Here is a 22,332-nt window from a genome sequence, read left to right as displayed (position 1 = left end):
ACGTGAGGGCGAGCCTGATGCTACCATGCCCACATGACGACGACCTATCAACTCCTTTACTGGCCCGGCCTGCAAGGCCGTGGTGAATTCGTCCGGCTGGCGCTGGAGGAAGCCGGCGTGCCGTATGAAGATCTGGCCAAACAGAAAAGCGGCATGCCGAAAATCGAGGCCAGCCTGGATGGCGGCGAGGTTGACCATCCATCGTTTGCACCGCCGGTGCTGCGGGCGGGTGATTTGCTGATCGGGCAAACGGCCAATATCCTGATGTACCTCGGCGCGAAGCACGGTCTGGCGCCGCGTGCGGAAGCCGGGCGCTTGTGGGCCAACCAGCTGCAACTGACCATCGCCGATATCGTCAACGAAGCGCATGACACGCACCATCCGATTTCCACCAACAAGTACTACGAAGACCAAAAAAAGGAAGCCAAGGCGCGCTCCAGGGATTTTCGCGAGCACCGCATTCCGAAGTTCCTCGATTATTTTGAAGGCGTCGTGCAGCGCAATCCAGGGCGTGGCGGCTATGCGGTGGGTTCGCGGTTGACGTATGTGGACCTGTCTTTGTTCCAGCTGATAGAAGGGCTGCGCTACGCCTTCCCTAAGACGATGGCGCGGCTGGAGCCTGCCTATCCCGGCCTGATCGCCCTGCGCAACAAAGTGGCCGCCCGCCCCAACATCGCCGCCTACCTCAACTCCAAACGCCGCATTCCCTTCAACGAAACCGGCATCTTCCGCCGCTATCCAGAGCTGGATAAATAATCACGCCGCTTTGAAGAGGAAATCGACTTTGATTTCCTTGTAGGGAAAGCTGATGTGGCCTCCCTCCTTGCGGTCGACCAAGCCAGCAACCAGCAGTGCTTCAACGTCGTTGTAAACGGTATTGAAATCAATACCGAGCAGGCTGGCCAGGTCCTTTACTTTCAATGGGCCTGTTCTGCAAAGATGCTTCAGAATCTCCCAGCGCTCCGCATTCATCACTTGCCACAACAATTCCGGCGTAGTGAATGTGAAGACAGCGGACTGCGCAGGCAATCCCGATTCGAGCGTTCTGATCGTATCCTCAAAAGCTTCTTCGATTGAGCGAATTTCAAATCTGATGGTTTTCATTGTTCCACCTCGCGATATCTGTCCGAAAATCATCAAGCAGCTGGCGCAGTGAGCTGAAGTGATATGGACTTTGTGTCTCGCCATAATGGCGATGGTCCCCTTTTCTTGCCTCGTTGTCATAGCGTAGTACGCAGCTGCTGTTCACAACATACGCCAGCCGATATTTGTACCTGTGAGTGGAGCCAATAACAGCTTGTGGCAGCTCCCAGACTACGGTTTCGGTAAAGACATTCGGCGCGTGCTCCATACGCTTATGAATGAGGGATTTCGCCTTTTGGTTTTTCATATTGGCGCTGCAGCTCGGTGTTGTCAATTGAGCTCAACACTAGAGCGGCAGCGGCAAGGCTGATTGAATCTCGATCAAGTCTGCTGGAATTAGCCAGGCGTTTGTGACGTCAGCCGTGGCTCAGGCTGCGGTCGTGACCGGGTAGCCGGCGTCGGCGATGGCAGATTGCAGTGGCGCCAGCGGCGTAGCGCTGTCGATTTTGACGGACTTGGTGGCCAGGTCGACTTCTACTTTGGCTGCCGCGTCCACCGCTTGCACCGCCTTGGTCACCGCACCGACACAGTGGCCGCAGCTCATGTTTTCTACTTGAAGCTGATACATTCCGCACTCCTAAAACAGTTTCGATGCCTGCACTGTATTCCTTCCTACTATGGGAAGGTCAAATCTTTTCGCCGGCAGCGGCGACCGAAGGGGGGATTCTTTGTCGCCATATTCTTGAATATGTGCCAGTAGAGTCTGGTATCGTGACCGCGTGCCATGGTGACTTCGCCATCTCCACTAAACCTAATTTGCAGAGTTTCCGATGTCTTATCAATTGCTGTACGTCGCCTTACCGAATCTCGTATTGGGAATGGGGCTGGGTGTCGCGGGCGGATTGCTAGGCATCGGTGGTGGTCTGATCGCAATTCCCATTCTTGCCCACTTCTACGGGATGGATCAGCAGCTTGCGCAGGGAACGGCTTTGGTGATGATTGCGCCAAACGTTCTGATCGGGTTTATCCGATATCGCCAGAAGAACAATATCGAATTGAGGTCGATCGCGCCCATGGCCCTGGCGTCAATACTGGCAACTTACGTCGCCGCGAAATGTGCCACCGGTCTGAACGCGCGCCATCTTCAAATTGGCTTCGCATTGTTTCTGCTTGTCTTGGCGCTGTATTTTGGCTGGAGCCTTAAACGCGCATCCCCTCAGGTGGATGCATCTGCCGGCCTTGGCCAAAGCAAGGTCGCGTCAGATAGAGTCATGCCGCTGATCGGGATTGCCAGTGGCATCATGTCTGGACTGTTCACGGTAGGCGGTGGCCTGGTCGTTGTGCCTGCGCTGGTCACGATGTACCGCATGAGCCAAACGCGCGCACAAGGGATCGCTCTTGCATTGGTTGTTCCCGGAGCGCTAGTTGCCCTGTTCACCTATGCTGGCGCCGGCCATGTGGACTGGAATACCGGCATACCGCTCGCGCTTGGCGGTATTGTCAGCGTTTCCTGGGGCGTGACTCTCGCACATCAGTTTGCCCCGACTAAGCTGCGGCTTATTTTTTGCTCGGTGCTGGTTGCAACCTCGCTGGCTATGCTGTTCTAATGGTTGAAATCAATCTTCAGGCGGATCATCCAGCCGTGCCAGGTCCAGGCTGACCAGCGCCCAGATGCCGCCCGCGTAGTCGGGCTCTTGGGCGAGGTTTTCCACTTCCGATGCTTTCAGTTCGAAGGCCTTGCCTTGTTCGATCAGTTGGCCCAGGTGGCCGTAGATGGCCTTGGTGGCGTTGCTCATGGCGCGGTCCACCGTCTCGCCGGTGGTGACGCAGCCGGGGATGTCCGGTACCGTGACGCCGTATTTCTTGGCGCCTGCCGTCTTCTGGATCAGGATAGGGATGTCCATGATGTCTTACCTCAGCGATAGCGCGAAAGACGGGCAAAATCAATGACTTGGGTGTTTAGTGTTATACAGGTCGCTGCTGGTTTCAAGCACTATTTTGATGGATTTCAAGCTGGTTTGCCTCATTCATAACAGGTGTTGCCGCCTGAAATGACCTGCACGGGCGCCACGCTCTATGACGGTATGTAGCCAGCGAGCGCGGCTTGGCGCCAATGACGTTGTTGCCACAGTCCGACAGCAACAAAAAAACAGCCCCGCCGGCATTGCTGCGGGCGGGGCTGAGAACGGTATAAACGGTTTAGCTGATTGCTGTGCTCTTTACAGCACTTCGCTGGCGTGGTCGGCCAGGCGCGAGCGTTCGCCGCGCGCCAGGGTGACGTGGCCGCTGTGCGACCAGCCCTTGAAGCGGTCCACCACATAGGTCAGGCCGCTCGAACCTTCGGTCAGGTACGGCGTGTCGATCTGAGCGATGTTGCCCAGGCAGATGATCTTGGTGCCAGGACCGGCGCGCGTGACCAAGGTCTTGACCTGCTTCGGCGTCAAGTTCTGCGCTTCGTCGATGATCAGGAACTTGTTGACGAAGGTACGGCCGCGCATGAAGTTGAGCGACTTGATCTTGATGCGCGAACGGATCAGATCCTGCGTGGCCGCGCGGCCCCACTCGCCGCCATCCGAATCGGACTTGTTGAGCACTTCGAGGTTGTCGTCGAATGCGCCCATCCATGGCGACATCTTCTCTTCCTCGGTGCCCGGCAGGAAACCGATGTCTTCACCGACCGGCACCGTCACGCGGGTGACGATGATTTCGTTGTAGAGCTTGGTTTCCAGCACTTGCGCCAGACCGGCCGCCAGGGCCAGCAGGGTTTTACCGGTGCCGGCCTGGCCGAGCAGGGTGACGAAGTCGCATTCCGGATTCATCAACAGGTTCAAGGCGAAGTTCTGCTCGCGGTTGCGGGCGGTGACACCCCACACATTGTTCTTGTTGTGGCTGAAGTCGCGCAGGGTTTGCAGCACGGCGGTCTTGCCGTTGATCTGCTTGACCTGGCCGTAGAACGGCGCTTCGCCATTCTTCGGCTCCAGGAACACGAACTGGTTCACCAGCATAGACGGCACGAACGGGCCGGTGACGCGGTAGAACGTCGCGCTCTGGCCGTTTTTATTTTCCTGCCACGATTCCAGGTCCTTGCCGTGCTTGTTCCAGAAATCGTCCGGCAGCTGGAGGATGCCCGAGTACAGCAGGTCGGTATCTTCCATCACGTGGTCGTTGAAGTAGTCCTCGGCCGGCAGGCCCAGCGCGCGCGCCTTGATGCGCATGTTGATGTCTTTCGACACCAGCACGATGGCGCGGCCTTCCTGCTCCGATTCCAGCGAACGCACCACCGACAGGATCTGGTTGTCGGCCTTGCCCGAAGGCAGGCCCACCGGCAGCTCGGCCGTCTGCAAACGCGTCTGGAAGTACAGGCGGCCCTTGGCGTCCTTGTTGCCCAGCTTGGACAGCGGGATGCCGTTCTCGATGGCGTCGTCGTCGGTGTTGGAGACCAGGGCATCCAAGGTGCGCGAGACCTGGCGGGCGTTGCGCGCCACCTCGGTCATGCCCTTCTTGTGGTTGTCCAGTTCTTCCAGCGTCATCATCGGCAGGTAGACGTCATGCTCTTCGAAACGGAACAGCGACGATGGATCGTGCATCAGCACGTTGGTGTCGAGCACGAACATCTTGGTGGTGCCGGTGCGGTCGGCCTGGCGGCTGGTGGACGACTTGATCGCCACCTCGTTGGCCTTGTGCTTGGCCGGATGCGGCGCCTCGGCCGTGATCGGCGTGACCTTGTTGCGCGGCGAGGACTTGCCTTTGGCCTCGACCGTTTCGGCGGCGGCTTTCAGGACCGCCGGGGCAGCCTTGAGTACGGCCGCGACGGCCTTGGATTTGCCGGTGGCTTGAACCGGCGCTGCAGGTGCTACGGCTGCTACAGGCGTCTTGGCGACGGCCGGTTTTTTTGCTGTCGGTACTGCTTTAACGGTTGCCGCCTTCTTCGGCGCAGGTGCAGGCTCGGGCGCGATATCGGCGACCGCCGCGAGGGCGGTGGCCGGACGTGGACCGGTGGCCTTGGGATAATCTTTTGCCAGCAGTATAGTCGCTGGCTTACTAGGTAATTTTGGCAGTGGCATCAGGATCTCAATCGAAAGATATCTGGAGGAATCCGCCCATAGGGAAACGCCCCGATGGGGTGGATGCTGGGTAAAAGGGAATATAAGACTGCCGACGGGCGCTCGTCATGCCCGGTGAAAGTACCGCGTGGTGGCCGGGTGGCCACCATGTAGGGTGGGAGGAGTAACAGTGATGACTCAAAATGTAAGAATACGCTGGGTTCTGCTACGGTTGAGCAACCTGGACGCTGCAACGCGCATTCCGAAAACTAAGCCTGACGCGCTACAAATTCCAGCACTTCATCGACGTGACCCGCTACCTTCACGCCTCTCCATTCTTTCACTAATTGACCATCAGCGTCAATCACAAACGTACTGCGCTCAACGCCGCGTACAGTCTTACCGTACATTTGCTTCATCTTCATGACATTGAACTGCTGGCAGACCGCCTCGTCCGGGTCGGAAATCAGCTCGAACGGCAGGCCCAGCTTGGTCTTGAAGCCTTCGTGCGAGCGCAGCGAGTCGCGGCTGATGCCGTAGACTTCGGCGCCGGCGGCGGCAAACTTGTCATGCAGGTCGCGGAAGGCGATGTTTTCAGTGGTGCAGCCTGGGGTGTTGTCCTTGGGGTAGAAGAACAGCACGGTGTAACGCGCCGGGCGGCCGGACAGCTGGAAGGTCTGGCCGCTGGTCATCGGCGCGGAAAAATCGGTTACTACGTCAGCCACAGGCGTCTCCTGGAGGGTTTAACTGGCTCGGGCGGGGCCTTGTACGATCAACCGGCCCGAACGTCCCGGCAGCTCGCCCCAGGTGATGGGGCAAACCGGCAAAGGCAGGTGTTGAAGCTTTTGATGGTAGTCGGCCATGGACGCCAGTTGGTATCCCTGTGCTTGCCATCCTGCCAATAACTGCTCGAATATGGGGGCAAGTTTCTGCCCTTCAAGTTCTGCATGCAAAGTATAAACGTGGTCGCGCGTGGCGCCAGCCGTCAACTGCAGCAAAAAGGCGGCTATATTACCAGTTGTGATGGTCAAACCGTTAATTTCGCAGCCCAATAATTCGTCCAGCGTGGGCAGGGTGGTGGGCATCTGGATGTGCGACAGCAGCTTGCCGCCGTCGGACAGGCGGTGCGGGCCGTCGGCCGGATCGGCCAGCGTGCCGTCTTCCTTGAGCACGCAGCGGCCGTCCGAGGCGTAGGCGTAGCCGGCGCTGTCGTGCTCGGCGAAGGCGCCGTTGTTCATCTGCCAGCCGGCCGCGCCGTGGGTGCGCGGCGCCACGCCGAACACCTGGGTAAAGCGGGCGGCGGCCTTGCGCATCATGGCGGTCGCCCAGGCGGCGTCGCGCTTGGCGACGTTGTCCTGCCACAGCACGTGGTCCCAGGTGTGGATGCCGCATTCGAAGCCGGCGTCCTGCACCGCGCGCATTTCGGCGGCGCACTCGCGGCCGATGTCCGGGCCGGGCAGCAGCACGCCGTACATCAGCGTTTTCAGGCCGTAGTGTTCCACCACCGAGGTGCGCGATACCTTGCTGAAGAAGCCCGGACGCAGCGCGCGGCGCAGCGCCCAGCCGGTGTGGTCCTTCCCGAGCGAGAACAGGAAGGTGGCGCCGGCCTGGTGCGCCTTGAGCATGCGCACCAGATTGGGAACGCCTTCGCGGGTGCCGCGCCAGGTGTCGACGTCGATCTTCAGCACCATCAATGGTTTGTCCGTCACGGCTTAGTCCATCAGGGCTTGGGCGGCGGCGACCTGGCCACGGTAGGCGTCGAAGATTTTCTTCAGCGCGTCGGCCATGGTGGTGGACGGTTTCCAGTCCAGCTCTTCGCAGGTGTTGGTGATTTTCGGCACGCGGTTCTGCACGTCCTGATAGCCGGCGCCGTAGTAGGCGCCGGCGGTAGTGTCGACGATCTTGACCTGGGCCGCGCCGGCCGCGTATTCAGGATAGTCGTGCGCCAGTTCCAGCATCATGCCGGCCAGTTCGCGGATCGAATAATTGTTGACCGGGTTGCCGATGTTGTAGATCTTGCCGCTGGCCGCGCCGTCCTTGTTGGCGATGATCTTCATCAGCGCATCGATACCGTCGTCGATGTCGGTGAAGGCGCGCTTCTGCGAGCCGCCGTCCACCAGCGAGATGTTCTCGCCGCGCACGATGTGGCCGAAGAACTGCGTCACCACGCGCGAGGAACCTTCCTTCGGCGTGTGGATCGAATCGAGGCCGGCGCCGATCCAGTTGAACGGACGGAACAGCGTGAAGTTCAAGCCTTCCATGCCGTAGCCCCAGATCACGCGGTCCATCAGCTGCTTGGCGTTCGAATAAATCCAGCGCGGCTTGTTGATCGGGCCGCAGATCAGCTCCGAATTCTCCGGATCAAATTCCTCGTCATGGCACATGCCATACACTTCCGAAGTCGATGGGAACACCAGATGCTTGCCGTACTTGGCGGCCGAACGCACGATCGGCAGGTTGGCTTCGAAGTCCAGCTCGAACACGCGCAGCGGCGCGGTTACATAGGTGGATGGCGTCGCGATGGCGACCAGCGGCAGAATCACGTCGCACTTCTTGACGTGGTACTCCACCCATTCCTTGTTGATGGTGATGTCGCCTTCGAAGAAGTGCATGCGCGGGTGGGCGAGCAGGTCCGGGATGCGGTCGGTGCTCATGTCCATGCCGTACACGTGCCAGTCGGTGGTCTCCAGGATGCGCTTCGACAGGTGGTGGCCGATGAAGCCATTGACGCCAAGGATGAGGACTTTTTTCATTGTGTGTTTTCCGGTGATGTTAATGCGGCCGCAGCCAGGCGGGCTTGCAACTGTGCTGCGGTGATGGCGTGGCCGTCAGCCGTCAGCGATAAAATCGTCAGCATGCGGCCGTCGCCGCAGACGCCGAAAATGCCGTCGTCCACCACGGCCAAGCCGGGCGGCAGGCCGATGCCGACCAGGTTGGCCGCCAGGCGCGCGCGCTCGATCACGTAGCGCACGCCGCCGATATCGGTAAAGGCGCCCGGATAGGGCGGGGCCACCGCGCGGTGCAGATTGTAGACCTGCTGCGCCGGCTGGCTCCAGTCGACGCGGCCGTCTTCGGGCTTGCGGCCGCCGAAGTAGCCGCCCTGGCGCAGGTCGTTGTGCAGGCGCGGCGCCGTGCCGTCCAGCAGCGACGGCAGTACGCGCCACAGCGCCTGCTCGGCCGCCACCTGCACCTTGCCGAACACCTCGTGCGCGGTGTCGTCCGGCAGGATCGGCACTTCCATCTGCGTCACGATGGCGCCGGCGTCGGGCTTGACGGTCATCTCGTGCAGCGAGGCGCCGGTGACGGTGGCGCCGTGCAGCACCGCCCAGTTGACCGGCGCGCGGCCGCGGAATTCCGGCAGCAGCGAGCCGTGCATATTGTAGGCCGGCGCCACCGCCAGCAGCTCGGCCGGCAGCATGTGGCGGTAGTAGAAGCTGAACATCAGGTCCGGCTTTGCGGCCTGCACCTGCGCCAGCAGTTCCGGCGATCTGGCGTCGGCCGGCGTCAGGTAGGGAATGCCTTCGGCCTGGCACAGCGAGATCACCGATTCGAACCAGATGTTCTCGCCGGCGCTGTCTTCATGCGTGACCACCAGCGCGACGTCGACGCCGCCGGCCAGCAGGACCTTGAGGCAGCGCACGCCAACGTTGTGATAGGCGAACACCACCGCGCGCGGGCGCGCGTCCAGTGCGTTGTTGTGATCATTCATGCGGACGGCCCACCGTGCGTTTTTCCACCATGGCAGGCAGCTCGTCGGCTGCGTCAGGTTGGTGTTGCTGCAAAATCGTTTGCACCACGTAGCGCGGGCGGGCGCGCACCTGCTGGAAAATGCGGCCGACGTACTCGCCCAGCAGGCCGATGCCGAACAGGATGACGCCCATGAAGAAGAAGGAAATCGCAAACAGCGTGAACACGCCTTCCGCTTCGGCGCCGAGGAACAGGCGGCGTCCCAGCAGCGTCAGCACCAGAACGGCCGACACCAGCGACATCAGCATGCCCAGCATGGAATAGAACTGCAACGGCACCAGCGAGAAGCCGGTGACCAGGTCGAAGTTCAGGCGGATCAGGCTGTACAGCGAATACTTCGATTCGCCGGCCGCGCGTTCTTCATGCTCGACCACGATCTCGGTCGGGTTGCGGGCGAAGCGGTAGGCCAGCGCCGGCACGAAGGTGTTGACCTCGGCGCACTGGTTCATCAGGTCCACCACGTTGCGGCCGTAGGCGCGCAGCATATTGCCCTGGTCGGTGATCTTGATGTTGGTGATGCGTTCGCGCAGCCGATTCATGGCCTTGGAGGCGTAGGTGCGCCAGGCGCTGTCCTGGCGCTTGCGGCGGATCGAGCCGACGTAGTCGTAGCCTTCGCGCATCCTGGCCACCAGCTTGCCGATTTCTTCCGGCGGGTTTTGCAGGTCGGCGTCGAGTGTGATCATGATGTCGCCGCGCGACGCTTCAAAGCCGGCCAGGATCGCCATGTGCTGGCCATAGTTGCCGTTGAAAAGCACCACGCGCGTGACGTCGGGACGGGCGCGGAACTGTTCGGCCAGGATCGACACCGAGTTGTCGCGGCTGCCGTCGTTGACGAACACGATCTCGTATGAGGCACCGAGCTGGTCGAGCGCCGGATACAGGCGCGCGAACAGCGCGGCCAGGCCGGCCTGCTCGTTGTAGATCGGGATCACCACCGAGATTTCCGGCGCCGCGCCGGTGGCCGGCAGGTTCAGCATCGCGCTCATTTGATCAGGATCGCTTTCACGGCGGCCACCGCGCGCTCGACGTCGGCGAAGGTCATGGCGTAGAACATCGGCAGGGTGACGGTCAGGCGGCCGACTTTTTCGGCCACCGGGAACATGCCCTCCTTGAAGCCGCGCTCGCGGTACATGGTGAACAGATGGATCGGCGCGTAGTGGTAGCCGGTGCCGATGTTGAAGCGCTCCTGCATGGCGCGCATGAAATCGGCGCGGGTGCCGGGACCATGGTCGGGCAGGACGATCTGGAACAGGTGGTAGTTGCTGCTGTCGAAGGCCTGCAGCGGCAGCTGGGCGCCGGACTGCGCTTCGAAGTCGGGACCGAAGGCCTCGTAGTAGCGGCGTGCCAGCGCGCGGCGGTGCGCGGTGATGTTGTCGATGTTGGCGAACTGGCCCAGGCCGATGGCGGCCATGATGTCGCTCATATTGTATTTGCCGCCCAGGACGTCGACGTCGATGCCGTCCACGCCGCTGCGGGTCACGCCCTGCAGGCGGTACTTTTCGGCCAGCTTGGCTTCTTCCTGGTTGTTCAGCACCAGCGCGCCGCCTTCGCCGGTGGTGATGTTCTTGTTGGCCTGGAAGCTGAACGAGACGAAGTCGCCGAAGGCGCCGATGCGCCGGCCCTTCCATTCCGAGCCGAAGGCTTGGGCCGCATCTTCCACCACGCGCAGATTGTGCTTGTCGGCGATGGCGTACAGGCGGTCCATGTCGAGCGGCAGGCCGGACAGGTAGACCGGGATGATGGCGCGGGTGCGCGGCGTGATGGCCGCTTCCAGCTTGTCCAGGTCGAGGTTGCGGGTCAGCGGATCGATGTCGGCAAACACCGGCGTGGCGCCGACTTCGATGATGACGTTGGCGGTGGCCACCCACGACACCGGCGTGGTGATGACTTCATCGCCGGGACCGATGCCGGCGATGCGCAGCGCGATCTCCATGGTGCAGGTGCCGGAATTGAAGGTGCGCACCGGACGGCCGCCGAAATATTCCGACATCTGCGCCTCGAAGGCCGCCACCTTGGGGCCGCTGGTGATCCAGCCCGAGCGCAGCACCTCGCCGACGGCGGCGATCGTGGCTTCATCGATGGAAGGCTTGGAGAAAGGCAGGAAGGGCAGGTCGGACGACATGGATGAGTACTCGCTAGTGTTTTTTATAGGATATGTCAGGTCGCAATTCTAAAGCGTTCGTCAGGTACGCGCCAGCCATGCGACGCCGACCAGGATGACGAAGATGGCCAGCAGGCGTTGCATCGACAGCGCTTCGCCGAACAGGTACCAGGCGCCGAAGGCGGTGACGACGTAGCCCAGCGACAACATGGGATAGGCGATCGACACATCGACCCGCGACAGCGCGATGATCCACAGCACCACCGACAGCACATAGCAGGCCAGCCCGCCAATAATGGGCAGCTGCGTGCCGACGCGCCAGGCGACGCTGAACAGATTGTTCAAGGTCAGGTGGATTTCACCGACGTTGCGGGCGCCGGCCTTGAGCAGCAATTGCGCCACCGCGTTGAGCAGCACGCCGGTGACGATGAAGAGAAAAGTGGCTAGATTCATGGTTTGGTCTGGTTCATTGCAGATTTGTTCATTACAGATTGGTAATGACGATGCGGCGCGGGTCTTGCGACAGCACGTGCACCGACAGGCCGCGGGCTTTGAGTACTTCGTAGGTCTGGTCGCCGACGATGGCCACCGCCTTGGTCTGCTGCGCCGTCAGATAGGCCCATTGCTCGACGAAGCCCTGGAACGGCAGCGACTTCTCCGGTTCCTGGCGCAGGCCGAAGGTGAATTCGTCCCAGTATTCGACCAGGGTGACTTCGCGGTTCAGGTAGTAGGTCATCGATTGCTCGTACGTGAAGACCGAATAGATGCGCGTGTCGGGTTTAAGGTGGGGCAAGATCTTTTGCACCACCGTCTTGCCGGAACGCATATCGCCGTAGGGCTCGAAACCGGCCAGGATGATTTGCACCGCGAGGAAGCCGGCCACCGCCAGCGACAGCACGCTGAGGTCGCGGCGCAGGTAGCGCGCATGCAGGATGGCCAGCGCGCCGCCGGCCGCGGCCACGATGGCGGCCGTCAGCACCCACGGCTGGAACGCTTCCAGCAGCGCCCGTTCTTCGGGATGGCTGACCGCCGTCTCGATCATGTGCGGCAGCGCGGCCATGCCGGCCACGCCCACCAGGATCAGCACGCCGGCGGCCAGCATGCGTTGCATGCGCGAAGCGTTTTCCAGGTGCACGGCGATCAGGATCGCCAGCGCCGGGAACACCGGCACAATATAGCCGGGCAGCTTGGAGCTGGAGACGCTGAAGAACAAGGTGATGAATACGGCCCAGGTCAGCAGCAGCAGGCGGGGCTGGAACACGCCCGGCGCGCGGCGCGCCCCGCGCCACAGCGCCTGCGGCAACACGCCCAGCCACGGCAGCACGCCGGGCGCCAGCAGCACCAGGAAGTAGTACCAGGCGCCTTCGCGGTGGTGGGTCTTGAGGACGAAGCGTTCCCAGTGTTCGTGGATAAAGAAGAAGTAGGGCTGCTCCGGGTTTTTCAGCGCCACCAGCACGAACCACGGCGCGGCGATGGCGAACAGCAGCAGCAGTCCTTTGCCCAGGTGCAGGCGCTGCCAGATGCCGAGGTCGCGCGCCAGCAGGCTGTACAACACCAGCACCGCGCCCGGCAGCACCACGCCGATCAGGCCCTTGGCCAGCACCGCCAGCGCCATGCCGGCCCAGCACAGCAGCATCCAGTTGCGCCGTGCGCTCGCGCTGGCGTCGTCGCGCTGGGCGATCAGCAGCGCGCCCAGCGCCATGGTTATCATGCCCGACAGGCCCATGTCGAGCGAATTGACCTGGCCCGAGGCCACCCAGAACAGGCTGGAACCGAGCACCAGCGCGGCGTAAAAGCCGGCGCGCGCGCCGAACACGCGGTGCGCGGCATAGCCGGTGAACAGCACGCCGCCCAGGCCGCACAGGCCGGTCCACAGGCGCGCCTGCCATTCGCCCAGGCCGAAGGCGCCGAAGGACAGGGCGTTCATCCAGGTTTGCAGCGGCGGTTTTTCGAAGTATTTGATGCCGTTCAGGCGGGTGGTGATCCAGTCGCCGCTGATCCACATCTCGCGCGCCATTTCGGCGTAGCGGCCTTCATCGGGCGGCACCAGGCTGCGCAGGTCCAGCACGTACAGCCAGACCAAGGCGAACAGCGCCCCCAGCGACCACAGGAATCGCTTCGAATTGTACAAATCGTTCATCAGGCGCTTTTTTGGGCTTTTATTGTGCTTCGCTGGCGTCGATCACCAGGGCCAGGGTGACCTTGCGGCCTTCTCCCATCAGGATGTTGTAAGTGCGGCAGGCGGCCTGGCTGTCCATGCATTCGACGCCGATGCGGCGCATCGTCAGCGCGGCGGTCAGGCGTGGGTGGATGAAGCGCTGGCGCGCGCCGGTGCCGAGGATGACCACGTCCGGGTCGTCCTGGCCGATCAGCGCGAAATGCTCTGCGGTAATAGATTCAAAGGTCGGCGCATTCCATGCGCGCGGCGGCGATTCGGGCAGCACGATCAGGCTGTAGTTGTAGCGCTCGGCGTTGATTTCGACGCCGGTTTCATCGTAGCCGGTGACGGTCTGGTATTTTTGGGTATCGCTTTGGTGGAGCTTCATAGTTGAAATCGCGGATTTTAGACAGCATTAGAAGCATCATTGTAGCGTTTTAAGGATGAAAGGTTGATTAAATCAGGGCCTTTCGGCAGAATGGTTCTTTTCGCATTGCAGCACGGGCCGGCGCCGGCGGTTTTGGCAGGTCAGGGAAGTTTGCCTTACATAAACAGGATTTTATTTTGCGACCGATTCAAAAATCGAACAAACTGGCGGAAGTCTGCTACGAGATCCGCGGCCCGGTACCTGAAAAAGCCCGGCAAATGGAGGAAGAAGGCCACAAGATCACCAAGCTCAACATCGGTAATCTGGCCGTCTTCGGCTTCGATCCGCCGGACGAGATCGTCCATGATATGAAGGTCAACCTGTCCAATGCGGCCGGCTATACCGATTCCAAGGGCATGTTCGCGCCGCGCAAGGCGGTGATGCATTACACCCAGGGCAAGAATATCCGTGGCGTGACCATCGACGATATCTACCTCGGCAACGGCGCGTCCGAGCTGATCGTGATGTCGATGAACGCGCTGCTCAACAACGGCGACGAGGTGCTGGTGCCGGCGCCCGACTATCCGCTGTGGACCGCCGCCGTGTCGCTGTCGGGCGGCAAGCCGGTGCACTACATCTGCGACGAGCAGCAGGAGTGGTTCCCGGACATCGAGGACATGCGCCGCAAGATCACGCCGAACACGCGCGCGATCGTGGTCATCAATCCTAACAATCCGACCGGCGCGCTGTATCCGGTCGAGCTGCTGCTGCAGATCATCGAACTGGCGCGCGAGCATGACCTGATCATCTACGCCGATGAAATCTACGACAAGGTGCTGTACGACGAGGCCCAGCACGTGTCGATCGCCTCGCTGGCGGACGACCTGCTGTTCGTGACCTTCAACGGCCTGTCGAAAAATTACCGCGCCTGCGGCTACCGTTCCGGCTGGATGGTGGTCTCGGGCGAGAAATCGCACGCCAAAGACTACATCGAGGGCCTCAACATGCTGGCCTCGATGCGCTTGTGCGCCAACGCACCGGGGCAGTTTGCGATCCAGACCGCGCTCGGCGGCTACCAGTCCATCGACGACCTGGTGGGCCCGGGCGGGCGCCTGTTGAAGCAACGCGATCTGGCTTACAAGTTGTTGACCGAGATACCGGGCGTCACTTGCGTCAAGCCGAAAGCGGCGCTGTACATGTTCCCGCGCCTCGATCCGAAGATCTATCCGATCGCGGACGACCAGCAGTTCGCCTACGAGCTGCTGGCCGAAACCAAAGTGCTGATCGTCCAGGGCAGCGGCTTCAACTGGATTGCGCCGGATCACTTCCGCGTCGTGTTCCTGCCGAACTCGGACGATATGGTGGACGCTTTCGGCCGCATGGCCAAATTCATGGAAAGCTACCGCAAGCGCCACGGCGCCAGCTTCTAAGTCAGATCTCTGGAAATAAATATGAAACCAATCAAAGTAGGCCTGTTAGGCGTCGGCAATGTCGGCGGTGGAACGTTCGATGTACTGGAACGCAACCAGGAAGAAATCCGCCGCCGTGCCGGTCGCGGCATCGAAGTGGTGGCCGTCTCGGCGCGCAACCTGGAGCGCGCGCAGCAGCGCACCGGCGGCAAGGTCAAGGTGGTGGCCAGCCCGTTCGACATCGTCAACGATCCTGAAATCGACATCGTCGTCGAGCTGATCGGCGGCTACGAGCAGGCGCGCGAGCTGGTGTTGCAAGCCATCGCCAACGGCAAGCACGTGGTCACCGCCAACAAGGCGCTGCTGGCCGTGCACGGCAATGAAATCTTCGCGGCGGCGCACGCCAAGGGCGTGATGGTGGCGTTCGAAGCGGCGGTGGCCGGCGGCATCCCGATCATCAAGGCGCTGCGCGAAGGCCTGACCGCCAACCGCATCGAGTGGCTGGCCGGCATCATCAACGGCACCACCAACTTCATCCTGTCCGAGATGCGTGACAAGGGCCTGGACTTCGGCACCGTGCTGAAACAGGCGCAGGAACTGGGCTACGCGGAAGCCGACCCGACCTTCGACATCGAAGGCGTGGACGCGGCGCACAAGGCCACCATCATGTCGGCCATCGCCTTCGGCATTCCGGTGCAGTTCGACAAGGCGCACGTGGAAGGCATTTCCAAGCTGAACGCGGTGGACATCAAGTACGCCGAGCAGCTGGGCTACCGCATCAAGCTGCTGGGCATCGCCAAGCGCGCCACGGTCAACGGCAAGGAAGGCGTGGAGCTGCGCGTGCACCCGACCCTGATCCCGTCCAAGCGCCTGATCGCCAATGTGGAAGGGGCGATGAACGCGGTGCTGGTGCAGGGCGACGCCGTCGGCGCCACGCTGTACTACGGCAAGGGCGCCGGCTCGGAGCCGACCGCCTCGGCCGTGATCGCCGACCTGGTCGACATCACGCGCCTGGCCACGGCCGATCCGGGCCACCGCGTGCCGCACCTGGCGTTCCAGCCCAACGCGATGAGCAACATCGAGATTCTGCCGATGTCGGAAATCACCACCAGCTACTACCTGCGCATGAACGTCAGCGACCAGCCGGGCGTGCTGGCCGATCTGACGCGCATCCTGGCCGACGCCGGCATTTCGATCGACGCCATGCTGCAGAAGGAGCCGGCCGAAGGCGAGACCCGCACCGACATCATCTTCCTGACGCACCAGACGCAGGAGAAGAACGTCACCGCCGCCATCGCCAAGATGGAAGGCCTGTCGACGGTGTGCGGCAGCGTCACCAAGATCCGTCTGGAAAACCTGAGCTAGACGAAAAAAAGCCGGGCTGTGTCTACGCACACGGCCCGGTTGAAAAGAGATACGGGCAGCACTCCAATGTGCCCGGTACTGCGGTACTAGCTTGCTACGGTACTGCTTACTTCGTTGCGACGGTCAGTTCGCTCTTCACTTCCTTCACACCCGGCACAGCCGATGCCACCTGGATCGCCTTGGTGCCGACTTCGGTGCTGGCGACCGCGCCGCTCAGCGTCACGACGCCGTCAGCAGTGGTCACGCCGATTTGTTTCTGATCGGCCAGCGATGCCTTGATCTTGCTGGTGATCGCCTCGTCATTGGTCGCGGTGCCGGTTTTGGCTGCGCCGGCCAGTGCGCCTTCCTGCTGTGCGTAAGCGCCGGTTGCGGCGGCGGCGGTCAGGGCGGTGGCTACCATCAGGCGGGCGATCAGTTTCGTGGTCATCATGATTTGCTTCCTTTATCGAGTTTGAGGATAAAACGTCAGTGACGTTGTCCTATCCTTTGCAAGCCCTGTGCCAGCTATGAATTTCCTTTTAAATCAATGACTTACTAAATATTTTCTAATGGGAAACCATAGAATTTGTCGGGGAATGGCGACAACCACCTGCCTCCCCAGGCCAAGTCATTGATTTTTAAGGGGATCTTCCTGTCGCTCGATGGCGACATCGCCCCGGAACAAGCTGGCGTCCAGCTCGTGCTTTTGCAGCAGGCGATAGAATTCCGTACGGTTGCGTTCGGCCAGGCGGGCGGCGTCGGCCACGTTGCCATCCGTGAGTTTCAGTAGCTGTACCAAGTAATTGCGCTCGAAACGCTGGCGCGCCTCGGTGTAGCTGAGCACCTCCAGCGAGGGCACGCGCAGCGCCCGTTGTACCAGCGACAAGGGCACCAGCGGCGCCGTCGCCAGCGCGCAGACGTGCTCGATGACGTTGTACAACTGGCGCACATTGCCGGGCCAGGCCGAGGTGGTCAGCGCCTCCAGCGCATCGGGCGCGAAGCCGCGCACAGTCTTGCCGTACTTGGCCGCCAGCGCGTGCAGGAACTGGGTGGCCATGGGCGCGATGTCCTCGCGCCGCTGCGCCAGCGGCGGCAGGGTCAGCGTGATGACGTTCAGGCGGTAATACAAATCCTCGCGGAACTGGCCTTCCAGCATGGCGGCATCGAGGTCGCGGTGGGTGGCCGACAGGACGCGCACGTCCACCGGCCGCGCCACGTCCGAGCCGAGTTGGCGCACCACGCGCTCCTGCAGCACGCGCAGCAGTTTGACCTGCAGCAGCAGCGGCATGTCGCCGATCTCGTCGAGGAACAGGGTGCCGCCGTCGGCCGCCTGCAGCAGGCCTTCGCGCGCGGCCACCGCGCCGGTGTAGGCGCCCTTGACGTGGCCGAACAGTTCCGACTCCAGCAGCGCTTCCGGAATCGCGCCGCAGTTGACGGCGATGAAGGGCGCCTCGGCGCGGCGGCTGGCGCGGTGGATGGCCTGCGCCAGCAATTCCTTGCCGGTGCCGCTTTCGCCGCGGATCAGGATGCTGGCGTCGGAGGCCGCCACCAGGCGCGCTTCGGCCAGCAGCTCGTCCATGCACTGGCTGCGGCTGATGATGGCGGAGCGCCAGTCCTGGTCGCCTTCGTCGGCGCGCGCGGCCGGCGCGGCCAGACTCAGGGCCTGAGCGATGCGTTCCAGCAGGGCCTTGGCCTCGAACGGCTTGGTCAGGTAGGCGTAGGCGCCCAGCGTGGTGGCTTCCACCGCGTCCGGGATGGTGCCGTGCGCGGTCAGCAGGATCACCGGCAGCGCCGGGTAGCTGCGGCGGATTTCCTGGAACAGCCACATGCCGTCGCGCTCGGGCAGGCGGATGTCGCTGATCACCAGACGTGGCAGCTCCATCGACAGCCGCGTGAGCGCGGCCTCGGCGCTGCCGACGGCGGTGACGCGGTAGCCGTTGGCGGTCAGCCGCATGGACAGCAGGCGCAGCAGGTCGTCATCATCGTCCACCAGCAGCAGGTGGGCGCCCTGGCCTTGTGGCGTGGTTGGCGTGCTCATTTGTTCACCTGTGGTCCGGACGCCGGGCGGACCGGCAGGGTGCGCTCGATGGCTTTCAGGCCTTCGAGCATCTCGTTCAGTTGTTCGATGCGGCGCTGGCTGTCCTTCTGTTGCACGGCCAGGCGGTCGGCGTGGTCGTACAGGCGGCGCATTTCCGCGCACTGGCTCGACAGCAGCTGCGCGAGCGGCCGGAACGGCGCGGCCTCGACCTCGGCCGAGGTGCCGACGCTGTCGAGCAGGGCTTGCGCGCGCGCCAGGTCGCCGCCGCCGCGCGTGAGCATCAGCGCCATGCCCATCTGCAGCGCCACGCGCGGGCTGCGCTGCTGCAGGCCGAGGCCGCTGAGTTCCTTGAGCAGCTCGCCCTGGCTCATGCGCCGCAGCGCCTGGTGATAGCCGAGCAGGGGGCCGACTTCGTCGGGCGGCGGCGGTGGCGGCGCCTGCACCTCCACCACGGGCGGCGGCGGTGGCGCCGGCGCCGTCGCCGGCCCGTCCGGGATCGGCGAGTTCAGGGTGCAGGCGGCCAGCGACAGGCAGACCAGCAGGAGGGAGGCGAGCTTAGTGTTCATAAGGCAGTTCGATGTGGAAATGGGCGCCGCGTTCGGTGGACAGTAGTTTGAGAACGCCGCCATGGGCGGCCACGTATTCCTGCACGATGGACAGGCCGATGCCGCTGCCGCGCCGCGCGCCGGCGGGCTGGCGCCGGCCTTGGTAGAACGGTTCGAAGATGTGGCCGGCGTCGTCCGGCGCCACGCCGGGGCCCTGGTCGACGCAGTCGAGCAGCAGCTTGTCGTTGCGTTCTCCCAGGCGGAAGCTGACCAGGCCGCCCGGTGGGCTGAAGCGCACGGCGTTCGACAGCAGGTTGCCGACCGCCGTCGCCAGCTTGTCGGCGTCGGCGGCGATGGGGCGGGCCTTGCCTTCGCACACCACGGTCAGGCGCGCGGCCTGCCATTGCAGGCGCTGGCCGTCGATGCATTGCGCCAGCAGGGCCGCCATGTCGACCGGCTGGCGGTGCAGGTGCTGGGCGTCGAAGGTGGCGGCGTTGTAGCGCAGCAGCGCTTCGATCTGCGACTGCAGCGCCACGGTGTTCTGGTTGAGGATGCCGGCGATTTCGCGCTGGTCGGGCGAGAGCGCGCCGGCCACGCCGTCCTCCAGCAGGGCCACGCCTTCGCGCAGGGCCGCCAGCGGCGTCTTCAGTTCGTGCGAGATGTGGCGCAGGAAGCGCGCCTTGTCGGCCTCCAGATCGGCCAGGCGTTGGCGCAGCCAGTTCAGTTGCTGGCCCACGCGCTGCAGGTCGCTGGGACCGCGCACCGCGATGACCTGGTCGTAGCGGCTTTCGCCCAGGGTGTCGATGGCTTGCTCGATCTGCGCCAGCGGCCGCGACAGCCACAGGCCGAAGCCGGAGGCCAGCGCGGCGGCCAGCAGGATGGAGGCGATCACCTGCGCCTTGAGCACGGCGCGCCGTTGGTCGAGCTCGGCGAGCAGGACGCTGTTGCGGCGTTCCACTTCCTGCTTGACCTCGTCGGCCAGCTGGTCGTTGACGTCGGGCAGCGGCGCCAGCACGCGTTCCAGCGCCTGCTGGCGGGCGCCGCGCGTGGCGAGCGGGCGCGGCGGCGTTTGCAGGATGTCCCAGGCCTGTTCGCCGGACTGGCGCCAGCGCGCGAACAGCGCGTCCTGGGTGTGCGGCAAGGCGGCGGCCATGGCGTCGAGCGCCAGCTGGGCGTCGCGCCAGGCGTCGGCGTAGCGCAGGCGGAAGGCCGGGTCGTTGAGCACCAGGTACTGGCGTGCGCTGCGCGTCATGGCGACGCTGCGTTCGGCCAGTTGCTGGGTATTTTCGGTCAGCGCCAGCGCGTGGCGTCCGCTGTCGCGACTGTGGGCGGCCAGGCGGTCCAGGGTCCACAGGGCATGCAGCGAGGCGGCGCTCAACAGCAAGGCGATCAGCAAAAAGACGCCCAACAGCAGCTGGCGAAACGAGAGTTTCGAGAGCATCGTAGTAGGAGAAGTGGCTATATTGACTGAATAATATGGCCAAACAGCCGCAGTCGCCTGTTCGATTGGCGCGAATTAGTTGCATTTTGCTACGTGGTTCGATTACGCTGGATTGATCCGCCTGTCATTCAACCAGAGGAATCCATGCCGAATTTTTTGCGTAGCCTGTCCATCCGCAACAAACTGATGCTGAGCATGGCGTTCTGCCTGCTGCTGTTCCTGGCCATTTCCGCCACCTTGAGCGTGGTGATGACCGGCAATACCATCCGCGAGCGCGTCATCACGCAGGAGTTGCCGGCCGAGGTGGGCGAGATCCGCAACGACATCCAGCGCCAGATCAGCGTGCCGCTGGCCACCGCGCGCGCCATCGCCGCCAACACCTTCCTGCTGAAGTGGGAACGGGACGGCCTGCCGGACGAGGGCGTGGAGGCGTGGAAAGCCTTCGGCAACAATATGCGCAAGATGACCGGCGCGGCCACGGTGTCGTGGGTGTCGGCCAGCACCGGCAAGTATTACGACCACAACGGCTACCGCCGCACGCTGGACCAGGGCGCGGCCGGCGACCAGTGGTTCTACGGCTTCCTGGCGTCCGGCAAGCCATATACGCTGAACCTGGACAAGGAAAAGGGTTACGAGACCTACAGCGTGTTCGTCAACGTCCGCTTCGACGCCGGCGACGGCAAGACCGGCACCAGCAGTCTGGGCTTGGCGGTCGACAAGCTGGCCGAGACCATCCGCAGCTACAAGGTCGGCAAGTCCGGCTTCGTCTACCTGGTGCGGCCGAACGGCGTGCTGATCATCCACCGCGACACCGCGCTGGCCGACGGCAAGCACAATATGAAGGATCTGCCGGGCTTCAACGCCGAGTTGACGGGCAAGCTGCTGGGCGGCGAGCGCTACGCCAGCGACAGCTATTCGGCGCCGGACGGCAAGCGCCTGGTGGCGGCCTCGTTCGTGCCGGAACTGAATATGTATGTGATCGCGGAAGTGCCGGAAGCCGAGGTGCTGGGCGATGTGACGCGTTCGTTGACCATCTCGGCCCTGGTGGGGGGGCTGGTGGGCGGCGGCATCGGTATGTTCGTGGTGTTCCTGGTGAGCGCCGCGATTGCCGCGCCGGTGGCGCGCGCGGCGCAGATGCTGGGCGAGATCGCCGACGGCAACGGCGACCTGAGCCGCCGCATGACGGTCGAGAGCAAGGACGAGGTGGGCGCGCTGGCCGATGGCTTCAACCGCTTTGTCGCCTCGCTCAACGGCACCATCCGCCAGGTGCGCGACAGCACCGAGACCATCGCCACGGCGTCGAGCGAGATCGCCAGCGGCAACCTGGACTTGTCGGCGCGCACCGAGGCGCAGGCCTCCAGCCTTGAGGAGACGGCCTCGGCCATGGAGCAGCTGACCGCCACCGTCACCCAGAACGCCGAGAACGCGCAGCACGCCAACCAGCTGGTGCAGTCGGCGGCCGGCATCGCGTCGGAGGGCGGCGCCGTGGTCGGGCGCGTGGTGCAGACCATGGAGTCGATCAAGGACAGCTCGCGCAAGATTTCCGACATCATCGGCGTGATCGACGGCATTGCGTTCCAGACCAATATCCTGGCCTTGAATGCGGCGGTGGAGGCGGCGCGGGCCGGCGAGCAGGGGCGCGGTTTCGCGGTGGTGGCGTCGGAAGTGCGCACGCTGGCGCATCGCTCGGCGGCGGCGGCCAAGGAGATCAAGGAGTTGATCAGCGATTCGGTGCAGAAGGTGGATGCCGGCAGCGTGCTGGTGGACGAGGCCGGCGCGACCATGAGCCGGGTGGTGCAGTCGGTGCAGCAGGTGACCAGCATCATGGGCGAGATCGTCGAAGCCAGCCGCGAGCAGAGCGCCGGCATCGCCCAGGTCAACCTGGCGGTGACCGATATCGACAGCACCACGCAGCAGAACGCGGCCCTAGTGGAGCAGGCGGCTGCGGCGGCGGGCTCCTTGCAGGAACAGGCGGCCAACCTGCAGCAGGTGGTCAGCGTGTTCAAGCTGGACGAGTCCGGCCAGCGCCGCCGGCTGACCTAGCTAAATTGGCCTG

General features: G+C 63.2%; 23 protein-coding genes. 5 read left to right on the top strand and 18 right to left on the bottom strand.

The window, feature by feature from the left end; translation table 11 throughout:
- The first annotated feature begins 33 nt into the window (after positions 1 to 33).
- Positions 34 to 756, top strand: a complete 723-nt coding sequence (locus ACXZ1M_RS05380) for a glutathione S-transferase (protein WP_459052162.1) — start codon at positions 34 to 36, stop codon at positions 754 to 756.
- Here ACXZ1M_RS05380 and ACXZ1M_RS05375 read toward each other — a convergent pair whose 3' ends face one another.
- The 3 genes from ACXZ1M_RS05375 to ACXZ1M_RS05365 all read right to left on the bottom strand — a co-directional run bounded on the left by ACXZ1M_RS05375 (position 757) and on the right by ACXZ1M_RS05365 (position 1,711).
- Positions 757 to 1,104, bottom strand: a complete 348-nt coding sequence (locus tag ACXZ1M_RS05375; protein WP_459052161.1) for an HVO_A0114 family putative DNA-binding protein — start codon at positions 1,102 to 1,104, stop codon at positions 757 to 759.
- Positions 1,085 to 1,390 (bottom strand): toxin-antitoxin system TumE family protein, encoded by a 306-nt coding sequence (locus tag ACXZ1M_RS05370; RefSeq protein ID WP_459052160.1) that lies wholly within the window; start codon positions 1,388 to 1,390, stop codon positions 1,085 to 1,087. Before ACXZ1M_RS05370 ends, ACXZ1M_RS05375 begins: the two co-directional genes overlap by 20 nt.
- Before the next feature lie 120 nt (positions 1,391 to 1,510).
- A complete protein-coding gene (locus ACXZ1M_RS05365; RefSeq protein ID WP_459052159.1) occupies positions 1,511 to 1,711 on the bottom strand; it encodes a heavy-metal-associated domain-containing protein in 201 nt (66 codons plus the stop codon).
- Positions 1,712 to 1,913: 202 nt separating this feature from the next.
- Between ACXZ1M_RS05365 and ACXZ1M_RS05360 the strand changes: the two genes are divergently transcribed.
- Positions 1,914 to 2,690, top strand: a complete 777-nt coding sequence (locus ACXZ1M_RS05360; RefSeq protein WP_459052158.1) for a sulfite exporter TauE/SafE family protein — start codon at positions 1,914 to 1,916, stop codon at positions 2,688 to 2,690.
- Between the two features lie 9 nt (positions 2,691 to 2,699).
- Here ACXZ1M_RS05360 and ACXZ1M_RS05355 read toward each other — a convergent pair whose 3' ends face one another.
- The 11 genes from ACXZ1M_RS05355 to ACXZ1M_RS05305 form a co-directional block, all read right to left on the bottom strand.
- Positions 2,700 to 2,987: a type II toxin-antitoxin system HicB family antitoxin gene (locus ACXZ1M_RS05355; RefSeq protein ID WP_373988288.1), complete on the bottom strand. Its 288-nt coding sequence runs from the start codon at positions 2,985 to 2,987 to the stop codon at positions 2,700 to 2,702.
- Between the two features lie 315 nt (positions 2,988 to 3,302).
- Positions 3,303 to 5,147, bottom strand: a complete 1,845-nt coding sequence (locus ACXZ1M_RS05350; protein WP_459052157.1) for a PhoH family protein — start codon at positions 5,145 to 5,147, stop codon at positions 3,303 to 3,305.
- Between the two features lie 248 nt (positions 5,148 to 5,395).
- Entirely contained in the window at positions 5,396 to 5,851 is a 456-nt protein-coding gene (locus tag ACXZ1M_RS05345; RefSeq protein WP_459052156.1) for a peroxiredoxin, read from the bottom strand.
- 18 nt (positions 5,852 to 5,869) lie between these two features.
- Entirely contained in the window at positions 5,870 to 6,817 is a 948-nt protein-coding gene (locus ACXZ1M_RS05340; RefSeq protein WP_459053977.1) for a polysaccharide deacetylase family protein, read from the bottom strand.
- Between the two features lie 21 nt (positions 6,818 to 6,838).
- A complete protein-coding gene (locus ACXZ1M_RS05335) occupies positions 6,839 to 7,879 on the bottom strand; it encodes a bifunctional UDP-4-keto-pentose/UDP-xylose synthase (RefSeq protein ID WP_459052155.1) in 1,041 nt (346 codons plus the stop codon).
- A complete protein-coding gene (locus ACXZ1M_RS05330) occupies positions 7,876 to 8,835 on the bottom strand; it encodes a formyltransferase (RefSeq protein ID WP_459052154.1) in 960 nt (319 codons plus the stop codon). Before ACXZ1M_RS05330 ends, ACXZ1M_RS05335 begins: the two co-directional genes overlap by 4 nt.
- On the bottom strand, positions 8,828 to 9,850 hold the full coding sequence (locus tag ACXZ1M_RS05325; protein ID WP_459053976.1) for a glycosyltransferase: 1,023 nt from the start codon (positions 9,848 to 9,850) through the stop codon (positions 8,828 to 8,830). The genes ACXZ1M_RS05330 and ACXZ1M_RS05325 overlap by 8 nt, the downstream gene beginning before the upstream one ends.
- Positions 9,851 to 9,855: 5 nt before the next feature.
- Complete coding sequence (locus ACXZ1M_RS05320; protein WP_459052153.1) at positions 9,856 to 10,995, bottom strand: DegT/DnrJ/EryC1/StrS family aminotransferase; 1,140 nt, start codon at positions 10,993 to 10,995, stop codon at positions 9,856 to 9,858.
- A 60-nt stretch (positions 10,996 to 11,055) separates the two neighbouring features.
- Positions 11,056 to 11,427: an SMR family transporter gene (locus ACXZ1M_RS05315; protein ID WP_459052152.1), complete on the bottom strand. Its 372-nt coding sequence runs from the start codon at positions 11,425 to 11,427 to the stop codon at positions 11,056 to 11,058.
- A gap of 31 nt (positions 11,428 to 11,458) precedes the next feature.
- Positions 11,459 to 13,114 (bottom strand): glycosyltransferase family 39 protein, encoded by a 1,656-nt coding sequence (locus ACXZ1M_RS05310; protein WP_459052151.1) that lies wholly within the window; start codon positions 13,112 to 13,114, stop codon positions 11,459 to 11,461.
- Between the two features lie 19 nt (positions 13,115 to 13,133).
- Complete coding sequence (locus ACXZ1M_RS05305) at positions 13,134 to 13,520, bottom strand: Mth938-like domain-containing protein (protein WP_459052150.1); 387 nt, start codon at positions 13,518 to 13,520, stop codon at positions 13,134 to 13,136.
- A gap of 176 nt (positions 13,521 to 13,696) precedes the next feature.
- On the opposite strand from ACXZ1M_RS05305, the gene ACXZ1M_RS05300 reads away from it, so the two are divergent.
- Positions 13,697 to 14,929: a pyridoxal phosphate-dependent aminotransferase gene (locus ACXZ1M_RS05300; protein WP_459052149.1), complete on the top strand. Its 1,233-nt coding sequence runs from the start codon at positions 13,697 to 13,699 to the stop codon at positions 14,927 to 14,929.
- Positions 14,930 to 14,950: 21 nt separating this feature from the next.
- A complete protein-coding gene (locus ACXZ1M_RS05295) occupies positions 14,951 to 16,273 on the top strand; it encodes a homoserine dehydrogenase (protein WP_459052148.1) in 1,323 nt (440 codons plus the stop codon).
- Between the two features lie 106 nt (positions 16,274 to 16,379).
- On the opposite strand, the gene ACXZ1M_RS05290 is transcribed toward ACXZ1M_RS05295, so the two are convergent.
- From ACXZ1M_RS05290 to ACXZ1M_RS05275, 4 genes are all read right to left on the bottom strand, one after another.
- Positions 16,380 to 16,703 (bottom strand): BON domain-containing protein, encoded by a 324-nt coding sequence (locus tag ACXZ1M_RS05290; RefSeq protein ID WP_459052147.1) that lies wholly within the window; start codon positions 16,701 to 16,703, stop codon positions 16,380 to 16,382.
- A gap of 177 nt (positions 16,704 to 16,880) precedes the next feature.
- Entirely contained in the window at positions 16,881 to 18,290 is a 1,410-nt protein-coding gene (locus ACXZ1M_RS05285) for a sigma 54-interacting transcriptional regulator (protein WP_459052146.1), read from the bottom strand.
- On the bottom strand, positions 18,287 to 18,856 hold the full coding sequence (locus ACXZ1M_RS05280; RefSeq protein WP_459052145.1) for a hypothetical protein: 570 nt from the start codon (positions 18,854 to 18,856) through the stop codon (positions 18,287 to 18,289). Before ACXZ1M_RS05280 ends, ACXZ1M_RS05285 begins: the two co-directional genes overlap by 4 nt.
- Positions 18,846 to 20,276 carry a sensor histidine kinase gene (locus ACXZ1M_RS05275; protein ID WP_459052144.1) on the bottom strand — a complete coding sequence of 477 codons (1,431 nt, stop codon included), beginning with the start codon at positions 20,274 to 20,276 and terminating at the stop codon, positions 18,846 to 18,848. Before ACXZ1M_RS05275 ends, ACXZ1M_RS05280 begins: the two co-directional genes overlap by 11 nt.
- Positions 20,277 to 20,420: 144 nt before the next feature.
- Here ACXZ1M_RS05275 and ACXZ1M_RS05270 point away from each other — a divergent pair, with 144 nt between their 5' ends.
- A complete protein-coding gene (locus ACXZ1M_RS05270) occupies positions 20,421 to 22,319 on the top strand; it encodes a methyl-accepting chemotaxis protein (protein ID WP_459052143.1) in 1,899 nt (632 codons plus the stop codon).
- Positions 22,320 to 22,332 lie beyond the last annotated feature (13 nt).

This window comes from Duganella paludis (genome assembly GCF_054461335.1).
The sequence above is the reverse complement of the archived record's forward strand: the minus strand, read 5'-3'. Positions and strand labels throughout refer to the sequence as shown.